Raw genomic sequence first — 23,738 nt, forward strand, 5'->3', positions numbered from 1 at the left:
GATATTAAGATATGAGTACAGAGGAAGAGAAGATATTGAATATCAAGGTAAAGTACGAGGACGCGATATATGGCATTCTAAGGTACAAGGAAAAGGTGCAGGAGTTGTCGAAAGCCGAGAAGAAATTACAAGAAGACTTCAAGGACGGTAAGATAACATACGATGAGTATGCAACTACGGTAACAGCTCTTGGCGAACAGACAAAGGACTACAAGAGTACTATCAGAGAGCTTTCTAAGGAGGTGCAGAACAACATAAAGACAGAAAAGGAACAAGATGGGTCATTGAGAGCTTTGAGAGCAGAGCTAAGCAATGCTACAAAGGCGTATGACAGCCTCTCAAAAGCTGAACGTAATGGAGCAAAAGGAGAAGCACTAAAGGAGCATATAAATAAAATCACGGATACATTAAAGGACGCGGAGGAAGAGACACAGAGATTTTACCGCAATGTGGGTAACTACGAGGAAAGCATAAAGTCCGCGCTGGGGGTTAATTCCAACTTTGCCAATTCTATAATTAATATGTCGAAGAACGGCAAAGGGTTTTCTGGCGTCCTCAAAGGAGTGAAGAAAGATGTTAAGGCTTTCGGTTCAACACTTATGGGTTTCATGACAAATCCTGTATTCCTTTCGTTAGCAGGTATTGCAGGAGCTGGCATGGCTTTTAAATGGTTCTTTGATTACAACAAAGGGATAGAAGAAAGCACGAAGCTAACAAAGGAATTCTTAGGATTGACAGGCGATAATCTAAAGGCTGTACGAAGTGAGATACAGGCAACGGCAGATACGTATGGCAAGGACTACAAGGAGACGTTAGAGGCAGTAGATGTATTAACGTCGCAATATGGATATGACACAAAGGAGGCACTGAAGATTATCAATGACGGTTTCCAGAGTGGTGCAGACCTTAACGGTGATATGATAGCTAAGATAAAGCAGTACGCACCTGCTTTCCATGATGCGAACATATCGGGCAAGGAGCTGGTGGCTACTATTCAGCAGACGAGGAGCGGTATCTTCAGCGATAGCGGTATGGCACTTATACAAATGGGTAGCAAGAAGATTAGAGAGATGAGCTCAAGCACGGCATCGGCGTTAGATTCTATAGGCATAAGTTCCAAGAAGGTGCAAGCCGATTTAGAAAGTGGGAGTAAATCTACCTATGATGTTATTAAGATGATTAGCACGCGGTTGAAGGAGTTGCCGCAGAACTCGCAAGAAGTAGGTAATGTGCTAAAAGACGTCTTCGGCAAGCAGGGAGCTAATGCTGGTCTGAAGATGATAGAACAGCTTGATACTATGAACACTGACCTCGACAAACTAAAGGGTACTACAGGAGAGTATGGCGAGAAGATGAACGAACAGAGGAAAGCTAATGAGGAACTTAATAGGGTCTTGGCTGCTATGTTCGATATGAGCGATAAGGGCTTTGGAGAAATGCTTATCTCGGTTAAGACTTTAACAGTGCAGGGTATTACTAAACTTCTGAAAGGGGTTATAAGTGTTATCAACTACTTCATAGACTTATACAATGAGAGTATGGTCGTAAGGGCTGGAGTGCAGGCTATTGTTGTGAACTTCAAAAACCTATGGAGTACGGTCAAGCTGGTGTTTAATCTGATTGTCGATGCTGTGAAGGGAGCAGGAAGGAATCTAAAGGGGTTGGCTGATATTGTAGAGGGTATCGTTACTTTCTCTTTTGATAAGATTAAGAGCGGTTTCAGTCAGATAATGAATGGCTATGCAAAGACGGTCAAGGAAAGCTGGAAAGATATTAAGAACTTTGCAAAGGAAGGCGCTACGAACACGATGGATGCCATTAACAGTGTTATTAAGAACAAGAAAGTAGCACATATCGAGATACCTGTCGCAGTAGCAGGAGGGGCTGATACAAGCGGTGAGAGAGGCTCAAATGGCAAAGGTGGGATAACTACTAAGAAGAAAAAGAAGAAAAAGAAGAAAGGTAAAAAAGACAAAAATAAGATTAGCGCCGAGGAGATGGCAAAGAAAGAAGAGGCGGAGATAAGGAAAGCCGAGGACTTGTTGGCTCAATTAGTGGAGCAGACAGCAGAGCAGAGACGGAAGCAAATTGAGGTGCAGTATAATAGGCAGATAGAGGATTTGCGTAAGAGGTTGGAAACCGAGAAGGGCTTGACGGTGAATGCTAAGAAGGCTATCATGGCACAGATAATTACAACGGAAAAGATAAAGGCAAAGAAGCTGTCGGAGTTTGATTTAACGATTAAAGATGAGGCTATAAAAAGGGAGCAGGAATATCTACAGAATATGCTTGCGAGCGTCGAGAAAGGCTCTAAAGAAGAGTACCAATTAAAGATAAAGGCTATCAATGACGCTTATCAGCTGGAGCTTGATGCGGCACAGAAGAGAGTTATGAGCGAAGAGGAAAGGAATAGGCTAATTACGTCTATAAATGCTAAATTCTACGAGCAGGAGGAGCAGGCTTATAAAGATTATCACAATAAGTTACAGGAGGAGCAGGAAAAAGCTATAAAGAACCGTTTCGAGGCTAAGATATTAGAAACTAAGATAGGGAGCAATGGCTCTGATGAGCTTGGGGTACTACAGCTACAGATGGAAGAGAAGCAGGCGCTATTAGAAGCTGCGCAACAGAAAGAGGGGGAAACGATAGAAGCCTTTAATTTGCGCAAGCTGCAATTAGAAGAAGACTATCAACAATCTAAGAAGGCAGTAGCAGATAAAGAGATAGATATAGAGAAAGGGAAGTATATGGCTATATCAGGAATGATAGGGGCTACGGCGCAGATAGCAGAGGCATTCGGAGAGCAAAACGAAGATATGGCGAGGGCATCTAAGGTTCTTGCGTTGGCAGAAATTGCTATTAATACAGGTGTTGCGCTGGCGAGTGGTGTAAGGCAGGCACAAAGTGTACCATATCCGGGTAACCTCATAGCAATAGCGACAACGGTAGCTACGGTACTTGCTAATGTAGCCTCAGCGGTGAAGATGGTCAAATCGGCTAAGTTTGCAAGCGGTGGTCTGGTTACAGGCTCGGGGAGTGAGACAAGCGACAGCATACCTGCAAGACTTTCTAATGGAGAGAGCGTCTTAACGGCTTCGGCAACGAGAATGTTTGCCCCTGCCCTATCGGCATTTAATCAAATAGGAGGAGGAGTGCCTATCATGCTGCCTGCTGGTGGAGGCGCACAGATTGGGGAAGAGTTCTTGGCAAGAGCTGTGGCAAAGGGAATGGCTATGGCACCAAGACCTGTTGTGAGCGTAGAAGAGATAAATAATACTGCTAAGAGAGTGGAAACTATAGAAAGGATAGGAGCGATAAAGTAATATGAAGCAATATGACCTGCTAAAAGCTGCGGAAAGTTTATTAACTATCTTAAACGCAAATAATATAGATGCAAAGGATGTAAAGTATCTAAGATTATACAAGGACTTTGTGCGATTGAAAATGGAAGGACATAAGATAGGATATGCCGTGTACTATCTTAGCCAGCAGTACGAGTGCAGCGAGGCTACGGTATATAGAGTAATTAAGAGAATGGCAAAGAATATTAGATAATTTTTTTCATACGGTTTTTTATTTACCTTTTAATGGCAAGGTATTCCGTCTGTGAAGATAGAGTACCTTTTTTTTTTGTCGCAAGGAATGAGAGTGAGAAGATGATAATTATAAATATATTCTTAATTATTATAAAGTAAATTTGTGTATAAAATAACTATTAACATGGCAGTACTTAAAATTTATAACGATATTCAAACGGAAAACGAAAAGAGCATTTGTAAGTATTTGGGGGACGTTGAAGGTGTTTGCTTTAAAGACGTAGACGAGTTCTGCGAAAGCATACCCGAAGACGATAATACTATAGATATTCGTTTACATTGCGATGGTGGTTCTGTGGTTGAAGGCTGGGGCATTTACGATAGGCTCCGCGCAACAGGAAAGGAGATAACTTGCACGGTCGAGGGCAATGCAGCGTCTATGGCTACGGTTATTATGATGTCAGCCCCTAAAGAAAGGAGGAAGGCTTACAAGAACGCGTTAATATGTGTGCATAATCCGTGGGTATCTGCCTATGCTCTCGGGGACGTGCTGACGTCATCAGAATTGGAGAAGGCAGCGAACGACTTGAAGGAGATGCAGGAGAAAATACTTGACTTGTACGTGGAGCGTTGCGAGTGTAACAGGGAGGAGATGCAGGCATTAATGGACGAAGACAAGTACATAGGGGTCGAAAAAGCTAAAGAATTAGGATTGATAGGAGAGATAATTGCCCCTGCTTCAGCCAAGAAGCAAGGGAAGGTATTTAACAACAAAAATAATAAGAAAATGGCAAAAGGAAAAGAAGAGAAAGTAGAGGTAAAAGCCTCTTTGCTTGACCGTGCGCTGGCAAGACTTGGGTTAAGAAACATTGACGAGCTGGCAAAGGGTATGGATTTATCAACAAGTGATGGTCAGACGCTGACCGTGGAGAGAGAAAGTGGAGAGCCACAGATTGGGGACAAGGCAAGCCCTGATGGCACGTTCGTTATGCCAGACGGTAAGACTATCGTTGTGAAAGATGGTGTTATCACCGATATTCAGACGACAGAATCTAAAGGCAAGAAAGACGACGAAAACGGCTCGGAGTTAGAAAAGCGTGTAGCAGAGTTAGAGGAAGAGGTAAAGGAACTTCAAGAGAAGTTAGAAAGCTCGGAGAATGCTCGTAAGCAGGCAGAGGCTATGGCTAAGACAAAAGATGATTTACGAATCCTCAACGCCGTGAAGATAGCAGGAGGGGAAAAGGCATTAGCTAAGATTTCCTCAAGCTATAAGCCTACACCTCGCAAGATAGAAGGTGCTAATGCAAGCAGAAAGGCAGAGGAGCAAGGGGAAGAATCTCCGATGCGAAGAGAGATTGAAGCACGTAGAAACGGAACTTACAAGAATAAGAAGTAAAAGAAGGAGAAAAGGAAAATGGCAAAATTTTTAGAAAACATTTCGGTAAATCCTACGGACGTTAAAGACCTTAAAGAGGTTATTCCGTTGAGTATTGACCAAGACGAGGATTTTCAACGTTTCACCCACCTTATGAAGGTGAAGAATGGCGACCCTGTTGCTTTTCTTGGTGATATGGACGATGTCGGCATTAAAGGAAGTGGCTGCGACCCTAAGTATCAAGATGTAGGTATTGCGAACTCGCAGAAGCGTTGGGCGTTGGGAGATTGGCAGATACCTATTAAGATTTGCTACGAAAGTCTAAGGGGAACTATAGCAGAGTACACATTGAAGACAGGTACACCTGTAGGTGATTTGACAAGCACCGAGTTTATGAGTTATATCATTCGTCCTGCTTTAGAACGTCAGATGAAAAGAATGATATGGCGTTTTGGTTGGTTCGGTGATTCTGATGCAAAAGGAGTTGATAACGGTGGAACACTTACCAATGGTACTAAGACGGAGCTGTTCACTACTTGTGATGGGTTGTTTAAGCGTATCTTCGCACAATGCGCTAAGAACGAGAAACAGCTTACAGGCATAGAGGCTAACAAGAAAACTACATTTGCAGAACAGAAAAAGGCTATACTTGGTAAAGGCGTAGCTACAGGTATTCTTGACAATCTGCTTATGGACGCAGATAGTCGTGTATCTGCTGATAGCGGTGCTGTTGTATTGCTTACAAAGGGGTTAGCGGACGCGCTTACATACGATATTAAGAAGTGCTACACACAGATTATGCCATGGGAGACGGTCTTCGATGGTCTTGATGTGGCTACTTATAACGGTGTAACATTGGCACGTGTATCTATATGGGACAGAATGATAATGGCTTACGAGAATACAGGTACCATGTTGAACAAACCATATCGTGCTGTATATGCTAACATTAATCAGTTACAGGTTGGCACTGATGCTGACGGTCTAATCTCTGACCTCGATATATGGTTTGACAAGAAAGAGCGTAGAAATTACATATATTCTACAGGTCGCATAGGTACACAGATATTGGAAGATGATATGTTCCAAGCAGCATTCTAATAATAGGAGATAAGATTATGGCAGGAATATGTGATAGTATAATAAGTAAGGGCATTGAGCAGAATTGCGCAAGCCCTATAGTGAAAGGATTAGAAGCCGATGCGATTATCTGTAACCGCTCGGACGTGGACTTCTCGAAGAGTGTTTTTGACGAAAATTGCAAGAACATATTGAAGACTCTCATCTTAAAGAGCAAGAAGAAAGGTTACCCTGTAGTGCAGCAGGGAAGCAAGCCCTTTAGTGGGACAAAGATTTCATTAGCTACAGGGACATATAGGAATACGTTCACTAACGAGATTTCTATTGCCGTGCTTGATAATGGTCCAGACGTGGCGCAGGACATCATTGACGGTCTTGCTAACGGCTCTTTCGTACTCATTACTAAGAATGTGCATAAAGGAGAAGGAGGGAAGGCAGAATATCAAGTATATGGATATTATCAAGGCTTGCGTGCTACGGCTATAGAAAGTGATAAGTATAGTGAAGATACAGACGGAGGCTGGCTGGTTACCTTACAGGAGACGAGTGCGCCAAAGGCTGCATTATTCTACTTTAATACAGACTCAAAGACTACGGAAACGCAGTTTAAGAGTCTGCTCACAGAAGCTGGATAAAGATAATGGAGCTGGCAGAGGCAAAGAAGATAATAGAAGAGCTAAGAGGACGCTTTGACGCTCCTTTTGGCTCTACTGATAAATCTACCATAGAAAACCTTTACTACGAAGTTTTAGGAAAGGATTTCGTGCCAACATCATGTCAGCAATGTTATCATGATGGGCTTATAGAGATTTATCATTACATAAAAAAATACGGAAAAATGGCAGAAAAACTTAATTATAGATTAAAAGCTGGAGCTATAATCAATTGCCCAGCCTTTATGGACGGCAAAGTGTTTTCAAACGACAACCTTACAGATGAGATTGCAGAGGATTATCTAAAGGAGTTTCCTAATAATGTAGACTTATTTCAGAAAGTCCCAGAAAAGGAAGCAGGAGAAGGCTCTAAGGAGGAAGAAGATAAAGACAGCAAAGGAAAAGAATAACTATAAGAAGAAGGGTAAAGAAGATGAATGTGAAAACTACTAAGAAGCCGCAGAAGCGTGTAGAAGTCAACTATGAGCAACGTTTCAAGATGCAACGATATGGTAGTGATAACCTCTATCCGCAGAACGTGATAGATATTACTAATGCCTCGGGGACAGCTAAGTTGTGCCTATCTCGTTACGAAAAGTTTGTCGAGGGGTACGGTTTCAACGATGAGGCTTTATCGGAGTGGGTCGTTAATAGAGATAACATAACGATGGACGACCTATTGAAGAATGTAGCAGGGGATATTACTCGTTTCAATGGCTTTGCCCTTCATGTCAATTATAATGTCTTAGGGCAGGTAACAGAGGTTAATTACCTGCCCTTTGAACAATGTCGATTAGAAGAAACAGACGATGCGGGGGTAGTTGCACATATCCTTACGCATATTGATTGGAAAGGCGAGAAGACGAAGAACGGCAGGAGGCAGCTGGTCGAAGAAAGGAATATCGATAGATTCCCTGTGTTCAATCCTGACCCTACGGTAGTAATGAGGGAGATAGAGAATGCAGGGGGGATAGAGAATTATAAAGGACAAATCATGTGGCTTTCTATGGCTGGAAGATACCAATACCCTACCCCTATCTATGATGCAGTTATAACGGAGATTTCGACAGACGAAGGGCTGGGAAATATCAAGTATAGGAATGCACGTAATAATTTCCTCGTGGCTTGTATGCTGGTTACGAAGAAAGGATTACCTCGTATAGATGAGAATGGGAATGAGGTCGAACAAAAGATGATTTCCGATGAGGATATGCGGCAGTTTCAAGGCGATACACGAGGGTCAATGATAATGATGGTAGAGCTGGAGAATGACGAAGACGAGCCTAAGGTTGTCGAGTTCCCTACGAGGAACTTTGATAAAGAGTTTACGGTTACGGAGTCGAGCGTGGTCGAGCGGATATATTCACAATTCCATCAAGAGCTATTCTACTCTATCCGTATCGGGAAGTTAGGCTTTTCGGGCAACGTCATGAAAGACGCTTACGAATATTATGCAGGGGAGGTTACGAATGAGCAGAGATTTATCGAGCGAGCGTTCACAATGCTGTTTAAGAATTGGTACGATAATATGATACCGCGAGATTTCTCGATAAAGCCTTTGAAGTATATTTCTGCGGATAATAACGATAAATATAATGGAGAATAAATATTTAATCACGGTAGAGGAGTTTAAAGAGCTGGCGCGTCCAACGTCAAGGCATATTGATGAGGGCGAGGTATTGACGTTTATCCGCGAGTGTGAAGATATATATATTATTCCTGCTATTGGGTTGGCGTGTTACAAAGAGGTTCAAGAGGAAAAGGACGAGGATATAATACTGCTTGATGGTGGAGATTTTACGGACAAAGACGGACGGCTGAAGAGATGTGCAGGTTTGCGATTAACCCTTTCTTATTTCGTTTACGCCAAGATGACTATGGTAGACGGGGGCTTGCTCACTCGAACAGGATTAATGCAGCATAATGACAGCTATGCTAACAGGGAGAGTGATAAGAGCAGGCTAAAGATGTATAATGATGCTATGGAGGTAGCGGAAACATACTTAGGGACGTGCCTCACGTACATAAGGAGCAGAGGCAAAGAAGATGTAGCTCCTGTGAGAGGTACAAGGGTAAGAGTTCACGCAATAGGAGAATAAAGATGGCAACAATAGACGACTTAAAGATAAAAGCTAATCTTATAGCTAACGCTACAAAGGAGGGCGAGAATACAGCAAAACGTGTAGGGGGACTTTTCAACGATGTGATAGCCCTCATAGAGGAGAAGATAGATAAAGGAGATTCTACGTCTTTACGAAATGAGCTTGTGCAGGTTAAAGAGAGATTAACAAGGATAGATTCCAAGATAAAGGATATAGAGGAGGCTTTCGGTATAAGCAATAGCACAGGACCAGCTACAGGTGGAGCTACCCCCATAAACCCTATTAAGCCTCCATACCTAAAGGATAAAGATTAATCATAGCGTAAGAAAGATATAATCATGAGTGATATGTGTTATAACGATAGAGAATTTAGCAGGTGTGGCGGAGCGGAAGAGCCGCAGACAGCGAAAGGGATAGTGAAGATAAACTACAAGGAGGACTTCGAGGTTGTTGTAGAGCTTATGGCAGGCGAGGAGCCTTATAAGATAGGCGAGGTGGACGACTTTGAGATTAAGTTCCAAGTAGGGGTAGCTACGTATAGCGTAGGCAGGAAAGCAGGCGTGTGGAACAGATGCGAATTAGCGGACGAGAACAAGGTACGCTGTTTCCTGAGTAAACATAAACTTCATGTTGGTAGGTTACGTGTGGAGGTGTATGTAAAAACTCAAGATGCGAACTTCGATAATGGCAAGAGGCTACACGTTGCTATTGCAGAGGGTGTGGTAGAGTTAGTACGAGAGAACTCGAGATTTGATGCAGCAGAGATAAAGGCTTACATTCCTATGGTACTCACAGATGCATATAAGTTAGCTAAGGAGCATGGCTACGGAGGTACGCAAGAGGAATACTATAATACGTTCAGCGACATTACGTCTTTGTTAGGTGAGTTAAGGAGCGTTGCCAAGAATGAGAGTCAGAGAGTGGAAGCGGAGAAGAAACGCGAGGAGTACACTGATAAGATACACGCCACGTTAGGCGAGGCAGAACGCTTGGCTGCACTAAGGAAAAAGGAATACGAGCAGGAAATGGAAGTGCGTAAGGTGGTAGAAGCGGAGCCTAAAGACCCACAATATAATATATGGTTTGATACGGAGACAGGGACGGTGAAAAGGACACCTGTGGAAGACCACCTTTCTTGTACTACTTACAGAGTGTATTACATGGGTGCTTACACGGTAAAGGGGAAGTTAGGGAATTTTAGCAGCCCTAATAACGATAGCGGTAATCAGTATGTTAAAGAGTTAGACTTGAGCAGGTGGGACACCACGCTGATAACAGATGTGAGCGCGATGTTCTATAGTTGGAAAGCGTTAAGGTCTGTGAACTTCGATGGGTGGACGATGAAGAACGTGAGGGACGCAAACGGAATGTTCGAGAACTGCGACTGCTTGAAGTATATAGACACAAGCTCTTGGCAGATGAAGAGCTTACAAAATGCAGGGTTTATGTTCTCCTATTGCACGGGCTTGGACGCATTAGACACAAGTTCTTGGGATTTGTCGGAGCTAACGAGTGGCTCTTATATGTTTAGAAACTGTTCGTCTTTGCGAGCATTAGACACAAGCAAATGGGATTTGTCGAATATAAAGTGGACAGGGTCTATGTTTCAAAACTGCTCGAGCCTAAAGAAGTTGGATTTCAGAAATAGCACCTTTAGGAAAGTAGAAGGCGCAAATGATATGTTCTATGGCGTAGATAGCTTGCAGGAACTATGGCTGCCGCTTACCTTTGACTTGTTAGAGGAGCTAAAGATAAACGGTACATCGAAATGGGGAGAAACCGAAGAGGGGTTAAAATCGCTTAAATGGACTTTTGGCGAGGGAGCAGACGACAGAGTAGCGAAAGGACTAAAGCCGTGCGTGATAACGTTAGACAGGAAGGTGTATGACAGATTGAGCGATGAGGAGCGTGCTGCGGCAGCTAAGAAAGGCTGGACGATAGCAAAGTACTAAGAAAGGAAATATTCATCAAAAAAAGCAGAAAGGAAAAGATATAATGGAAGTAAGAGAGATAAGCGGCTGTAAGGTATTGATAGCCGAAGAGGGTAAGAAGATAATGCACAATGGTAATGTATTAGGCTATGAGGTGTGGTTATCTACATTAGACAATGCAGAGGGATATACGGAGATAGATATTCAAGAGGCAGAGCGAATAGAGAAAGAGCGCGAGCAGGAGGCACGTAAAAAACGAGAGGAGCGACACTCTGCTACTTCGCAAGACAAGAAAGAAGAGCTACCTTTAGAAGCCGAGAAAGCGAGGAAGATAGCCGAGATAGAAGACTACTCTAATAGCGACAATGTGAACGACTTAACCTTTAAGGGTTTGCACACGTGGGTAACACCTGCTGTGAGGGCAAACTACTTAGTGAGCTTAGACGCTGCCGAGCTATTGGGAGAGAAAGATATAACCTTTGTTGTAGAGGGTGTGCAGGTAACTTTAGCGATAGAGAAAGTGCGAATAATCTTAGCGCAGATACAACGTTATGCTGATGCGTGTTATATAGTAACAGAGGGACATAAGAGAGCCGTGAGAGCCTTAGAGAATGTAGACGAGGTGAGAGGGTATGACTTTACGAAAGGCTATCCTAATAAGCTGAACTTTTAAAGAGGAGAAAGGAGAAAGAAGACAATGAGGCTAAAGGGTGTATTTTGGAGAAATGGAGTAAATGGGTGTGGCGTAATGGGTTTGCGTCCGCCTTTCTTTGGAATGTTTCAAGAATATTGTGAGCTGCATGATGCAATGTATAACGAGGGTGGCGGTAAGAAAGAACGCTTTAGAGCCGACAAAAGGCTGTTAGCGGATATGGTGGGTAGAAGTACTTGTACGTGGCTTATGGTGTGGTGCTTTGCTTATTATATGGCTGTACGAGGCTTTGGCTGGCTGTTCTTTAACTATAAGGGAAAGGAGGAAAAGAAATGTTAGAACTCGAAATATCACATCACTTCCTACATTCTATGGGTGTACATTTAGGCATTTGCGGTATGCTGTGGGCGGTAATCGTCTTAGCAATACTTGTAGACCTTTGGGACAGGATATACACGAATAAGAAATTAGGCAAGAAAGTATCATCACATAAGATGAGAATCACCATAGACAAGTTTACGGAGTATTGGCGGTTTATGCTGATAGCGTTCACAATAGACACGGTACTATTTATTGGATTTTATCTTTACCATATACCTTTATTGCCTTACGCCTCAATGGCTCTGTGTATAGTGCTGCTTATAATAGAGATAAAATCATTATACGAACACGCTAAGGAGCGTAAGAGCGAGCTTGTGCAGCTTAACGACTTAATGCAGATAGTTATTAACGCTACTACATCAGCTGATGCTAAGGACGCTATAAAAAGCGTATCGGAGTTTATTACTAAGAGTAGAGGTGCGGTGCAGGATAATGGGCAGTAAAAGAGAAGAAGAGTAAAAACTATATTTTCATACTTTTATATTTTATTTGTTATTATATTTTTATCTTAGAAGTATCTTTATTTTTATTCCACTACATCGGTACGCGAGTATAGATGTAGTTTTTAAATTTTAAACTAAAAAACAAAAAGAAAGGAAATTATATATTATGGCAGATTACAAGAAGTTAATACCATTTATAAAGAAGAGTGAGGGTGGTTTTGTAAACGACCCCTTAGACCGTGGCGGTGCTACAAACATGGGGATAACAATAAACACATACAGAACCGTGTACGGCAGCAAGAAGACCGTAGATGACCTTAAACATATAACCGAGCAGGAGTGGGAACACGTCTTTAAGCATATCTTTTGGGATAGATGCAAGGCGGACGAGATAAAGTCGCAAGGAGTAGCCAATAACATGGTAGATTGGGTATGGGGCAGCGGCATAAGCGGCATTAAAGGTGTGCAAAGGCTTGTAGGCGTGAAAGCAGACGGCATAGTAGGTAGTAACACCTTAGCGGCTATAAACGCGGCAGGAGAGAGCCTCTTTCCACGTATTACACAGGCAAGGATAAGGTTTTATAACGCTATCGTAAGCAGCCGACCAAATCAAAAACGATTCCTTAATGGCTGGATTTGCAGAGCATACGGAGTGCCGAAGAAGTAAGAGTGCGTAATAGATTATGAAGACACAATATAATAAAGGGTATTTACCCCACATTCTCATTTGCGTTTTAAGCCTGCTTTTTATGTTAAGCCTACTACTTAACTATTGGCAGTGCGAACGCGCTCATACGCCGCACGAAGCAGTGATTAAAAGCGATACTATTACCCTGCATGATACCGTTACGGAGCTATTGCCAATGGTAAGGGATAGTGTCGTGATAAGAAGAGAAGTGGCGAGGCTTAAAGTGGTGGTGCCACAAGCTAACAACATAAGCTCTGATACTATTAATAACATAGCTAATGTAGAGGGCGGCAGCATACAAGCGAAGAGGGATAGCGTGAGCGTGGAAGTGCCTATCGTGCAAAAGATGTATGAGGGAAAAGGATATAAAGCCTATATAAGCGGCTACCATGCAAGCCTTGATAGTATTAAGCTATATAGAGATACAAAGATTATAACTAACACTATAATGACCAAACCTAAGCGGTGGGGAGTAAGTCTGCAAGCTGGATATGGATATAACGGCGCAGAGTTTAAACCATACATCGGTATAGGGGTAAGCTACAATATCTTTGCTTTTTAAGAGCATTATTAATAAAGGCAGTAATGTCTAAATAATGTTAAACCAAGTAATATAATTGATATAATATTTGGTGTATATTTTTTTATTATTGCCTTTGTACTCGTAATTAATAACAAATATAAAAAATAAAAGTCATGAATAGAGGAATCAATGAAAGTAAGGAGTTATACAGAGAAATGAAAGCATTGTATAACGAGGGTGAATTAAAGGAGTTGACGATAGAAGCTGCACAAGCATTAAAAGGAAAGCGTATTAAAACTTTATATTTCGGCTATGCGGGGCAAGATGGCGTAGATGACTTCGTAGTGGGGAATATTATTAGCGAATATGATTATTATTTAAATTGCCCTTCAGAAACAGAGGGTCGTTTCCCTGACGAAAAAGGGAACAAAAACTTGATAGATTATTGGAAGTCCTGCGGGTATTCCGATACTATAGAAAGGAGCAAACGCACGCTATACCTTTTAGATAGTAACGGTTACGATACTATGATTCGTGTAGACACTAATGACGGTAACATATTCACTTGTTCTGACGCTGACAGAATAGTATATTACACAGAGGCATAAAGAAGACGTTATATTACTCGGTTAGACTTGCGAGTCTAACCGCTGTGAGCTTGAAAGCGTATTGTGCTGTATGGCAGAGAAAATATGAAAAGAGAAAAGATAGTAAAATTATATAAAGAATACACCTCTATCAAAGACATTTGCAAAAAATGCGAAGTGTCCGTAAACACGGTGTACAAAGTGTTAAGGGAGGAAAATGTACCATTAGTGAGTGGTCGATATGGTATAAGGAGAACCATAACTTTTGATGAAGAGGCGGAAAGGCTGCTAAAAGAAGCTCACCCTAATAATGTTTCAGCATGGACTTGTGAAATGATAAAGAAAGGCTGTTACAAGAAGTAGCTTTTTATGCTGCAAAAGCAAATCTTTTTTATACCTTTGCAGTGGAGAGTTTTATACGTAAATTATATTTCATAGGTTAAAAAGTTTAAGCAATTAGCAAGCGAGCTAATGATAAATAATTTTGTTTATTTAAATTTTTAAAAAGAAGCACCCACCGCTTATAGAAAGTAGTGGGGCTTTATGTTGTTAAACATTTGCAAGATTATCGAGAATCATACGAAATGCTACGTCTGCGTGCCTTCGCATTATCTTCAAGTAGTTAAAGATAGGACGATTATTCTTTACCGACTGCCCGATACAATATTCTAAGACTTCAAGGCTGACGCCAAGGTCGAAACCATGTTGTACGAATGATTTGCGAGCGGTATAATAGCAAACCTTCTTATAGTCTTGTATATCTATATCTTTTGCAAGGCTCTTTATCGCTCGGGTAATATAGGCAAGAAAATTCTTATACGAAAACTTATAACCGAAGTCGAGTTTTCCTGTATTACGGTTTATCCATTTGTGGATAATCTCCTTTGCCTCTGGCTGGAGAGTAAACGATATACGTTTATCTGATAGTTTCATGTTGCGAGATTTATGCCGAGTATATTCAAGGACGGTTACATCTCGGAAGTCTATATCAAGGAGGTCTATAAGGTTAATACCTCCGAGATAATAAGAGAGCATAAAGATGTCACGAGCAATCCTCTGTTTCTTTAATCGTGGTTGTGCGTCTCTGATAGCTCGCATGTCTTCTACTGATATATCAAGCTCACGTTCTGGGTCTGCTGGTCGTTTCCAATAAGTAAATGGGTGTACGTTATAGGTTACGAGTTGCATTCTTATGGCACGATTAATGATTGTACGGGTCATTGAAAGGGTCATGCTGATGTATGTTTGTGATACCCCTTTTCGTTTTAGCCAACGTTCGAACTCTGATATAGTAATAGTACTAATTTCAGAAAGAAAAACATCACCGCCTGTAAATTCAAAGAAGAGCCTCAACGAGTTTTGAAGCATGCCAGCGTAAGAGCCTCGACCATCTTCTGTGAGTTCTTTTTGGTATTGCTCGGTTACTTGCTGGAAAGTAGCTGTAGAGGAATGAGGGCGCATTGACTTGAGGAGGTCGCGGAGTTGTTTGCAATTATAATCGTCTGGAGAAGGTATGCGTTCCAATCTTTCTTCGTAATCGTTAAGGAGGTTGCGAAGTTTTACATTTATCTCATGAGCATTAGGTATTCTTGTTACTACGCCGTTATTGAACTCTGAAAGAGCATTAACAGAATAAGGCGTTACGATATAATGTGTTTCAGATTTATGTCCTATGGAGATACGTATCTTATACGTCCCATCTTTTGCCTTTGTATGCTTAAGGACTGCGAATTTTATTGTTGCCATTAACCTTTAAAATTTTTAAACGAATAGAAAAAACTTGCTTGGTTGTCCAAATTTGGACGGAATAAGCGTTTTTTTTATTACGGATAGCTTAACGGCTGGAGTGGAAAGAAAAGGAAAGTTATTAAAAGTCAGTATTATAGGGACTTTAAGAAAAGTGATTCCGTTGGGGTTCGAACCCAAGACCCACAGCTTAGAAGGCTGTTGCTCTAATCCAACTGAGCTACGGAACCAACACTTTCGTATGCAAAATTAATACTTTTATTATTACTTACCAAATTTATAACATAGTATTTAAACATATAATCGCTGCTCTTTTATTTTAAACAGCGTATATTTTACAAATACCTCCCTATTGGTTAAATTTATTAGACAATTTGTCAATGATAAAAGGTGGTACATATCATCATACTTTTAGAATGCACCTGTAAACAGAAATTGCAGTTTTTTATAATGTAACCTTATCTCTATTCTTCCTATTATAAGACACACAGAATAACTCTGATACACATTAATTTAATTAAACCAATAGGAATAGTTATACTTTATCTAACATACCTTCCATTGCTCGCTCTTCTTGCTTTATACGTATAAATAATAAACATAAATACACAGGGAAACCAATAAAAAAAGTTATACAAGAATTACAAAGCAAAGCTACACCTAATAATTCAGGTATTATATTAAGGAAATAATTTGGATGCCTAACTGTACGAAACAATAAACTACGTTCTATTCGCTGATTAGGCAGAACGTATAATTTTACTGTCCATATATCTCTTAACTTATACATAACATAAAACAGCATAATATAAGCAAAAGACATAACGATTACACCTAATAAAGAATAATTATTAAAATAAGTCCTATTAGTATATGACTCATAAAGAGCTCCAAAGTAATAAGCTATATGAGCTAATGTAAGCAAAAGAGAATTAAACTTACCATGTTGTTTTGCCCCTTTTTTTATCAACTGTTTTTCATTGCGTATAGAAAACGATAAAGAGATAAGTCTCAATATAAAGAAAAAAATAAATATAGAAATAATATTATTCATAATTGTTATCAATAAAATAAAATTAAAATATGGTACTTTTTATTTAAAATTCGTTATAGTATCTTTGTTTTATACGTTTGCTAACATGCTATTTATATTTCTTAAGAAAGCTATCAGCCTGTTTATTGCCAAGTTCTTTTGCCTTGATAATATTCCCTACCCCCTCGGTTTTTTCTTTCAATTCACATTGAGAAATACCTAAAATAAGATAAGCTTCAGCAGCTTTAGGATCTATCTTAATTGCTTCTTTTGCAATATTCTTTGCTACATCATACTTTCCTATCCGCAATAATAAATTAGCAGCTTCAATAGGAAAAAGTACCTCCTTAGGGTCAAGACGAGCAGCAATAGCTATATCTTGTATAGCTTGTTGCCACATCTTTGCTTTTACTTCACATTGTTCACGATTATAATAAAAATCAGAAGATAAACCTCCTTTATTTAAATTCTCATAAACATAATAATCCTTTACCGCCAAACGGTAACGACCCATCTTCTGTAACTGCTGACCTCTAACAAAAAAATAAGGAGCAGATGTTGCCACATAAGGCGTATCACACAATTCTACACTTTGATTAAGCAACCTTAAAATTTCTTCATCTGAAGCATTAAGATGTTGTTTGCTCTGAGCCATTTCAAGATACAGCTCAGGATTTTTTATATCTGTTTTTGTTAAAGCCTCAAAAGCTGCATAAGCTTTATTATAATCTCCTTCAGAATAAATTATCTGTGCTTGCAAATGCTTATAAATGTTCATAGGCTTTATACTATAAGCTATTTCTACCTCTTGCTTTGCCTTATCTAAGCTCCAACCTATAGACTTTACCTTGGCAAACAAAGAACTATCTACACATGCAAGATACATATTTCGTGCATAATTAAAATGGGCTTCATCTTTAGCAGACACATTCTTTATAGCTTCTCTCATAGCTTTTTCTGCACCTACTATATCACCCATTCCTAACAACTTATTTGCATAAATATTATATCCCTCTGCTGCCTTTGGAAATTTATTTATAAAATCTTGTATCGTTGCTTTATAAATTTCTAAAGGTTTCTCACTTGATAACACCAAGGCTACTAAAGCCTCCTCCTGAGAGTCTGGCAAACCTATACGAATAGAACTTGTTCGCATAATGTTATCATTTTGAGATAGCCCCGTAAGTTTAAAATCATTGACATATCTTACATCTGTAGCACACTGTTGAGATGATGATATACTAAATAAGCCTAAAACCTTACCCTTATCATCAACAACAGCCGCACCATTCATTTGCTCAGAAGCAGCAGAACTGAGCAAACTATAATTATATTGCCTCTTAAACTTTTCTATTCCTGTTACAGTAGCCTTAATAGATGCTCCTGTTTTTGGGTTAGGAGTTACCCATACTGTCTGGTCTTTATTTATAACAGATGCTAAAGAAGCTGCAGAGACACTACCTTTTATACGAAACTTAACAAGATTATAAATCTCGTCAGCCCCAAGTAAACACTCCACATCATGGCTAATACCATTAGCATCAATCACCACAGCTTTATCTGCACCTATAAAAGGAGTCCATAAGCTTACCCCTACTCCATCGCTACTTATAAATACTCCATTTGCCCTACCTAACAACGAACCATCAGATTTAAAAGTAGTGAGTGTAAAACAACTTCTTGCCGTTTTCTTAACACTTGATGGCTGAGCTACACTATACTGTAACAAAAAAAACAAAAGATATAATATAGTTTTTACCTTTTTCATAAACACTTCCTTATTTAGATTGTTTTATTAATTCACGTGCATTCAGAAGAGCAGCATCTGTAACATCTTCACCAGAGAGCATCTGTGCTATCTCTTGCACTCGCTCATCTATAGAAAGTTCTCTCATTTTACTACGTGTTCCTAATTCTGTATCTTCCTTTTCCACCTTATAGTGAGTACTACCAAAAGCAGCTATCTGCGGAAGATGTGTTATAGAAATAACCTGTCTCGCAGTTCCGCCCATATTCTTCATTATCATTGCCATTTTCTCTGCTACTTTACCACTCACTCCTGTATCTATTTCATCAAAAATAATTGTAGGCAACTTTACTGCTCCACTCAACATAGCTTTCAATGACAACATCACACGAGCTATTTCGCCACCTGATGCTATTTGAGCTATCGGCTCTAATGCTGTTCCTATATTGGCAGAAAAAAGGAATTGCACTTTATCACTTCCATTTAATGATAATGCTTTTCCTTCTATTTCAACTTTAAACTGAACCTTTGGAATACCAAGAGGAATAAGACGTTTACGCATCTCTTCTTCTATATGACTTGCTACTTTAGTTCTAACAGAAGTAAGATTTTTAGATAACCGTTCAGTTTCCTTCTTCCAATGCTCTACTGCTTTATGCAATGAGGATAGCTCCTCATCACTATTATCTATATTTTGTAACTGTTTATCTATATTATCCCTAAGCTCAATAAGCTGAACATCACCTTCTACATGATATTTACGCTCAAGTGCAAATATCAATTCCATTCTTTGGTTAATTTCTTCCAAATTCTTAGGATCATATTCTATTTCCTCTACATCAGTACTCAATTCACCTACAATATCTTTCAGCTCAATATACGATTCCTTTATACGCTGTGCTAATGTTTTAATTTTTGGATACATTATCATTATCCTATCTATAATTTCAGATACATTATATAAGTTATCCAAAATAGCATTATCATCATTTAATAATCTGACAGCTTGATATAGAGAGCTCTTAATATCTTCTGAATGAGAAAGCATTTTATACTCTTGTTCCAATGCTTCTTGCTCTCCTGCAACAAGATTAGCTGCGTCTAACTCGTTATACTGAAAACGCAAAAAATCTTCATTCTCTTTTGCTTTTTTCAGCTTTTCTGTTTGTAATATAAGTTCACTTTCGGCTCTTTTGTACTGCAAAAAAGCTTTCTTATATTCACTCAACTCTTCTTCATCATGCGCAATAGTATCAACAACGTTAAGTTGGAAATCTTCTTTTTGTAATAAAAGATTCTGATGTTGAGAATGGATATCAATAAGTTTCTCCCCTAATATGCGCATTCCTTGTAGGGATATAGGAGTGTCATTAATAAAAGCACGAGACTTACCACTTACCATCAATTCGCGTCTAAGAATAGTATCTTTTGGCTCAAAATCTATATTTAGATCCTCAAAATAACTCTTATAATTATATTGTGAAATATCAAAATGCGCCTCAACAACACACTTTTTCTCTCCACTTTTTATCATCTTACTATCTGCGCGATTGCCTAATAATAAGCCAATTGCGCCCAAAATAATACTCTTACCTGCTCCAGTTTCTCCTGTTATCACAGAAAAGCCTGCATGGAAAGATATATCTAACTGATCAATAAGCGTAAAATTCTTTATATACAAATTCTTTAACATAAATATATCTATATTTCTGTAGGTAACGAAGATTTATTCTTATATCTTATAAATATCGCTCTTTCTTACTATCTTAAAAAAATATTCTTTTTTAAAGTATTTTTTTTAGTTCATTCACTATATCTTTTGCCACATCTTTCTTTGACTTTTTCTCAAAATATACCTTTCTATCATGTGAAATAATAGTAATTTGATTATCATCAGAACGAAAAGTTGTGTTTGGTATACGTGTAGAATTTAATACTATAAAATCGGCATTTTTACGTTCTAATTTTTGCTTTGCATTTGTTTCTTCATTGCTCACTTCCAATGCAAAAGCCACTATACGTTGATGATGTTTTTTCATTTTCCCCACAGCTGCCGCAATATCTTGTGTTGATTGAAGTTGTAAAGTTAAGCCTTTACCTTCTCGTTTTATCTTCTTATCAAATATAACTTGTGGCTTAAAATCTGCCACAGCTGCACTAAGTATAGCAACATCTGCCTCTGAAAAACGTGCGACAACAGCATCATACATCTCTTTTGTCGACTCTACATCTATCCGCTCTATACTCTCACTACATTGTAAATTCACAGGGCCTGATACTAATATTACCTTAGCACCTCTACACGCACATTCTTCTGCCAAGCAAAAACCCATTTTCCCTGAAGAATAATTACCTATAAAACGTACAGGGTCAATTTTCTCATAAGTAGGCCCCGCAGTAATAAGAATAGTCTTTCCTATAAGATCTTTTTGCTTTGTAAAACTAACATTCCAATTACCTTTCTTAGAAAAGAAATCTTCTATATATGATACTATTCTTTCAGGCTCCTCCATACGACCTTTTCCTTCTAAACCACTAGCAAGAAAGCCACTAACAGGATCAATTATATAATTACCATACCCCTGCAATATTTCTATATTATGTTTAGTAGAGGGATGCTGATACATATCCAAATCCATAGCTGGAGCAACAAAAACAGGAGCCTTCATAGAAAGATAAGTAGTTATTAGCATATTATCTGCTACACCATTAGCCATCTTAGACAACGTGCTTGCAGTGCAAGGGGCTATTAACATAGCATCTGCCCATAACCCAAGTTCTACATGTGAATGCCATGTACCATCACGCTGTGCAAAGAAATCACTAATTACAGGCTTACTTGTAAGTGCCGATAAAGTAATTGGAGTAATAAACTCCTTCCCATTAGGTGTTATTACCACCTGCACCTCTGCTCCTTTTTTTATAAACTCACGCACTATAAGGCAGCTCTTATAAGCAGCTATAGAGCCTGTAATACCTAATACTATCTTCTTACCTCTAAGCATTCTTAATATAAACTTTTAGAAATTAACCATTCATACGATTACTAAATTCACGTAAACGGATTATAGTAAGAACCTGCTTAGTATTATAAGTAAAATCACTACCTAACATCCAACTAAAATATCCAGGATCTCGGTGTAACACTTCAGCTACATCCCAGCCTTTATATTTCCCAAAATTAAACACTTCATGCCTACGAGGAACTCCATTATCATCTAAAATCACATTACCCTCCTTATCAGTTTCATCTTTCCAGATAATTCTACCTGCAAAATCAACAAAATCATTCATCTTTGAAAAATCAGCTAAAGCATCTACACTGTTTTCCAATATACGTTTCTCATCTGTTTGATTCTTAGAAGAATACATCTCTATTTCACCTTGTAAAACTGCCCAAGTAGCCTCTGTATCTTGATCTGCACGATGCGCTTTAAAATCTTCTTCCATTTTCCTACCACAATAAAACTCATAAGCTGCAGCAAGATTCCTACGTTCCATCTTATGAAAAATACTTTGTGCATCAACTAACTGACATTTAGAAAAATCAAACTCTATACCTGCCCTTAAAAATTCTTCTGCAAGCATAGGAATATCAAAGCGATTAGAATTAAAACCTGCAAAATCACATCCTGTAAATTTCAAAGATAACTCCTTTCCTTTCTCTTTAAAGGTAGGAGCTTTTGCTACATCTTCATTTGTTATACCTGTAAGAGCTATAACCTCTTCGGGAATCTGTTTCCCAGGATTGATAAAAATATTTTCACGCTCTTCCTTTCCATCTGGATAAACTTTTATATATGATATTTGAATAATACGATCATTAACAAGATCTAATCCTGTCGTTTCAAGATCGAATACAATTAAAGGACGTTTTAATTTTAACTTCATTATTTTCTCCTTAATTTATTAAAAGACTTCTACAAAAACATATAATCTCTATTCTTCTATTCTTAATATGTTATTTTATAGAATCTTACTTTACATAACAGAGCGGACTATTATTCTTTTTTATATACTTTATTTTAAAAAAAAGAGAAAGCTCAAAGATTCATTTCTTCTCTCTGTGCTTTCTCTTTTCAATATTATTTTTTTATTTTAATCATTCAACAACATTGGCATAATAAGCATTAATACATCTACATTCTCTAATTGTTTATTAGGAAGAACTATGCCTGCACGTGAAGGATCAGCAAGCTCTATTGTAACATCATCACCATCAAGATTGTTCAATATATCAAGCATACTAGTTCCTTTAAAACCTATACTCATAGCATTGCCAGCATAATTACATACAACGCTTTCTTTTGCACTTGTAGAAAAATCTATATCTTCTGCATTAAGAGTAAGCAATCCTTGTTCTATCCGAAAACGTATCAACGGTGAAGCCTCACTAGCAAAAGGCAATACACGACGAATAGCCCCTATAAGAGAACGACGATCTATAACTATCTGATTAGGATTTGCGACAGGAATAACGCTATTATAATTAGGGAATCTACCTTCTATAAGTCGACAAGAAAGATTACCTTCTGCATAAGAAATTTCTGCAGAACGCTGATCATATCTAATAATAACATCTCCACCATCTTTAGACAACACATTTTTCAATAAGTTTGCAGGCTTCTTAGGAAGGATAAATGCTGATTCTTTATCACTTTTAATTGTAAAAATCTTATTACGAACAAGTTTTTGACCATCAGTAGCAACTATAGATAAACTATCTGACAAAAGATCAAAGTAAAGACCATTCATAACAGGACGAAGCTCATCTTGTGCTGTAGCAAACAAAGATCGAGTAATTGCATCTACCAAAATATTAGAATCAATTACAATCGTTGTCGCATCTGAAGATACAGATTGAACTCTTGGATATTCCTCTGCCGAAAAGATTGGAAAATTATAAGAGCCATTCTGATAAGTTATATATATCTTCTGCTCATTCATATTAACATCCAACGAAAGAGGCTGTTCAGGCAATTCTTTTACAGCATCAATAATAGTTTGATTATTAACAGCAAAGCTCGCTTCACCATCAGCACTATCAAGTTCTATTATACAATGTATTGTATTTTCACTATCCGAAGCTGTAATAGTCAACTGGTTATTCTTTATTTCAAACAAAAAGCAATCAAGGATAGCTATAGCATTCTTGTTAGCTATAACCTTAGACAGTGTTTGTAATTTGCTGCTCAATAACGAGCTTGAAAGATTAAATATCATCAATATATCTTGTTTAGTTAATACTCTACATGAAATTA

At 38.8% G+C, this 23,738-nt stretch carries 24 protein-coding genes and 1 tRNA gene; 17 read left to right on the forward strand and 8 right to left on the reverse strand.

Annotation, left to right across the window (positions count from 1 at the left end; all coding sequences use genetic code 11):
* Positions 1–11: 11 nt before the first annotated feature.
* The 17 genes from AC1DCD_RS04180 (at position 12) to AC1DCD_RS04260 (ending at position 14,314) form a co-directional block, all read left to right on the forward strand.
* Complete coding sequence (locus AC1DCD_RS04180) at positions 12–3,323, forward strand: phage tail tape measure protein (RefSeq protein WP_464640518.1); 3,312 nt, start codon at positions 12–14, stop codon at positions 3,321–3,323.
* 1 nt (position 3,324) lies between these two features.
* Entirely contained in the window at positions 3,325–3,555 is a 231-nt protein-coding gene (locus tag AC1DCD_RS04185; RefSeq protein WP_464640516.1) for a hypothetical protein, read from the forward strand.
* A gap of 165 nt (positions 3,556–3,720) precedes the next feature.
* Positions 3,721–4,932, forward strand: a complete 1,212-nt coding sequence (locus AC1DCD_RS04190; protein ID WP_464640514.1) for a Clp protease ClpP — start codon at positions 3,721–3,723, stop codon at positions 4,930–4,932.
* An 18-nt stretch (positions 4,933–4,950) separates the two neighbouring features.
* Complete coding sequence (locus AC1DCD_RS04195) at positions 4,951–6,012, forward strand: hypothetical protein (RefSeq protein ID WP_060932618.1); 1,062 nt, start codon at positions 4,951–4,953, stop codon at positions 6,010–6,012.
* A gap of 17 nt (positions 6,013–6,029) precedes the next feature.
* Positions 6,030–6,626 carry a hypothetical protein gene (locus tag AC1DCD_RS04200; RefSeq protein ID WP_060932617.1) on the forward strand — a complete coding sequence of 199 codons (597 nt, stop codon included), beginning with the start codon at positions 6,030–6,032 and terminating at the stop codon, positions 6,624–6,626.
* A gap of 5 nt (positions 6,627–6,631) precedes the next feature.
* Positions 6,632–7,054 carry a hypothetical protein gene (locus tag AC1DCD_RS04205; protein ID WP_060932616.1) on the forward strand — a complete coding sequence of 141 codons (423 nt, stop codon included), beginning with the start codon at positions 6,632–6,634 and terminating at the stop codon, positions 7,052–7,054.
* Between the two features lie 23 nt (positions 7,055–7,077).
* On the forward strand, positions 7,078–8,250 hold the full coding sequence (locus AC1DCD_RS04210; protein WP_464640511.1) for a hypothetical protein: 1,173 nt from the start codon (positions 7,078–7,080) through the stop codon (positions 8,248–8,250).
* The gene (locus AC1DCD_RS04215) at positions 8,240–8,743 is read left to right on the forward strand and encodes a DUF6712 family protein (protein ID WP_464640509.1); all 504 of its coding nucleotides are present in this window, start codon (positions 8,240–8,242) and stop codon (positions 8,741–8,743) included. Before AC1DCD_RS04210 ends, AC1DCD_RS04215 begins: the two co-directional genes overlap by 11 nt.
* 2 nt (positions 8,744–8,745) lie before the next feature.
* A complete protein-coding gene (locus AC1DCD_RS04220; protein WP_464640507.1) occupies positions 8,746–9,060 on the forward strand; it encodes a hypothetical protein in 315 nt (104 codons plus the stop codon).
* Between the two features lie 24 nt (positions 9,061–9,084).
* Entirely contained in the window at positions 9,085–10,698 is a 1,614-nt protein-coding gene (locus AC1DCD_RS04225; protein WP_464640505.1) for a BspA family leucine-rich repeat surface protein, read from the forward strand.
* A gap of 43 nt (positions 10,699–10,741) precedes the next feature.
* Entirely contained in the window at positions 10,742–11,350 is a 609-nt protein-coding gene (locus tag AC1DCD_RS04230) for a DUF4376 domain-containing protein (protein ID WP_464640503.1), read from the forward strand.
* 24 nt (positions 11,351–11,374) lie between these two features.
* Complete coding sequence (locus tag AC1DCD_RS04235) at positions 11,375–11,668, forward strand: hypothetical protein (RefSeq protein WP_464640501.1); 294 nt, start codon at positions 11,375–11,377, stop codon at positions 11,666–11,668.
* Positions 11,662–12,153 carry a phage holin family protein gene (locus tag AC1DCD_RS04240; protein ID WP_036854917.1) on the forward strand — a complete coding sequence of 164 codons (492 nt, stop codon included), beginning with the start codon at positions 11,662–11,664 and terminating at the stop codon, positions 12,151–12,153. Before AC1DCD_RS04235 ends, AC1DCD_RS04240 begins: the two co-directional genes overlap by 7 nt.
* A 166-nt stretch (positions 12,154–12,319) precedes the next feature.
* The gene (locus AC1DCD_RS04245; protein WP_036854919.1) at positions 12,320–12,820 is read left to right on the forward strand and encodes a glycoside hydrolase family 108 protein; all 501 of its coding nucleotides are present in this window, start codon (positions 12,320–12,322) and stop codon (positions 12,818–12,820) included.
* Between the two features lie 82 nt (positions 12,821–12,902).
* Positions 12,903–13,403, forward strand: coding sequence for a DUF6808 domain-containing protein (locus AC1DCD_RS04250; protein ID WP_464653012.1), 501 nt, complete (start codon positions 12,903–12,905; stop codon positions 13,401–13,403).
* A gap of 134 nt (positions 13,404–13,537) precedes the next feature.
* Complete coding sequence (locus tag AC1DCD_RS04255) at positions 13,538–13,972, forward strand: hypothetical protein (protein ID WP_464640496.1); 435 nt, start codon at positions 13,538–13,540, stop codon at positions 13,970–13,972.
* Positions 13,973–14,056: 84 nt separating this feature from the next.
* Positions 14,057–14,314, forward strand: a complete 258-nt coding sequence (locus AC1DCD_RS04260) for a helix-turn-helix domain-containing protein (protein WP_060933365.1) — start codon at positions 14,057–14,059, stop codon at positions 14,312–14,314.
* A gap of 186 nt (positions 14,315–14,500) precedes the next feature.
* On the opposite strand, the gene AC1DCD_RS04265 is transcribed toward AC1DCD_RS04260, so the two are convergent.
* From AC1DCD_RS04265 to dnaN, 8 genes are all read right to left on the reverse strand, one after another.
* On the reverse strand, positions 14,501–15,697 hold the full coding sequence (locus AC1DCD_RS04265) for a tyrosine-type recombinase/integrase (RefSeq protein WP_464640494.1): 1,197 nt from the start codon (positions 15,695–15,697) through the stop codon (positions 14,501–14,503).
* A gap of 155 nt (positions 15,698–15,852) precedes the next feature.
* Positions 15,853–15,927 (reverse strand) — tRNA-Arg (locus AC1DCD_RS04270).
* Positions 15,928–16,232: 305 nt separating this feature from the next.
* Entirely contained in the window at positions 16,233–16,751 is a 519-nt protein-coding gene (locus tag AC1DCD_RS04275) for an isoprenylcysteine carboxyl methyltransferase family protein (RefSeq protein WP_008446796.1), read from the reverse strand.
* A gap of 88 nt (positions 16,752–16,839) precedes the next feature.
* Positions 16,840–18,498 (reverse strand): tetratricopeptide repeat protein, encoded by a 1,659-nt coding sequence (locus AC1DCD_RS04280; protein WP_464640491.1) that lies wholly within the window; start codon positions 18,496–18,498, stop codon positions 16,840–16,842.
* A 10-nt stretch (positions 18,499–18,508) separates the two neighbouring features.
* Complete coding sequence (recN, locus tag AC1DCD_RS04285; RefSeq protein WP_464640489.1) at positions 18,509–20,170, reverse strand: DNA repair protein RecN; 1,662 nt, start codon at positions 20,168–20,170, stop codon at positions 18,509–18,511.
* 91 nt (positions 20,171–20,261) lie between these two features.
* Complete coding sequence (gene coaBC / locus AC1DCD_RS04290) at positions 20,262–21,482, reverse strand: bifunctional phosphopantothenoylcysteine decarboxylase/phosphopantothenate--cysteine ligase CoaBC (protein WP_464640487.1); 1,221 nt, start codon at positions 21,480–21,482, stop codon at positions 20,262–20,264.
* 22 nt (positions 21,483–21,504) lie between these two features.
* Positions 21,505–22,368 carry a 3'-5' exonuclease gene (locus tag AC1DCD_RS04295; RefSeq protein ID WP_008446807.1) on the reverse strand — a complete coding sequence of 288 codons (864 nt, stop codon included), beginning with the start codon at positions 22,366–22,368 and terminating at the stop codon, positions 21,505–21,507.
* A gap of 207 nt (positions 22,369–22,575) precedes the next feature.
* Entirely contained in the window at positions 22,576–23,700 is a 1,125-nt protein-coding gene (gene dnaN / locus AC1DCD_RS04300; protein ID WP_353585843.1) for a DNA polymerase III subunit beta, read from the reverse strand.
* Between the last annotated feature and the right edge of the window lie 38 nt (positions 23,701–23,738).

This window comes from Prevotella sp. C0209C1 (genome assembly GCF_056583855.1).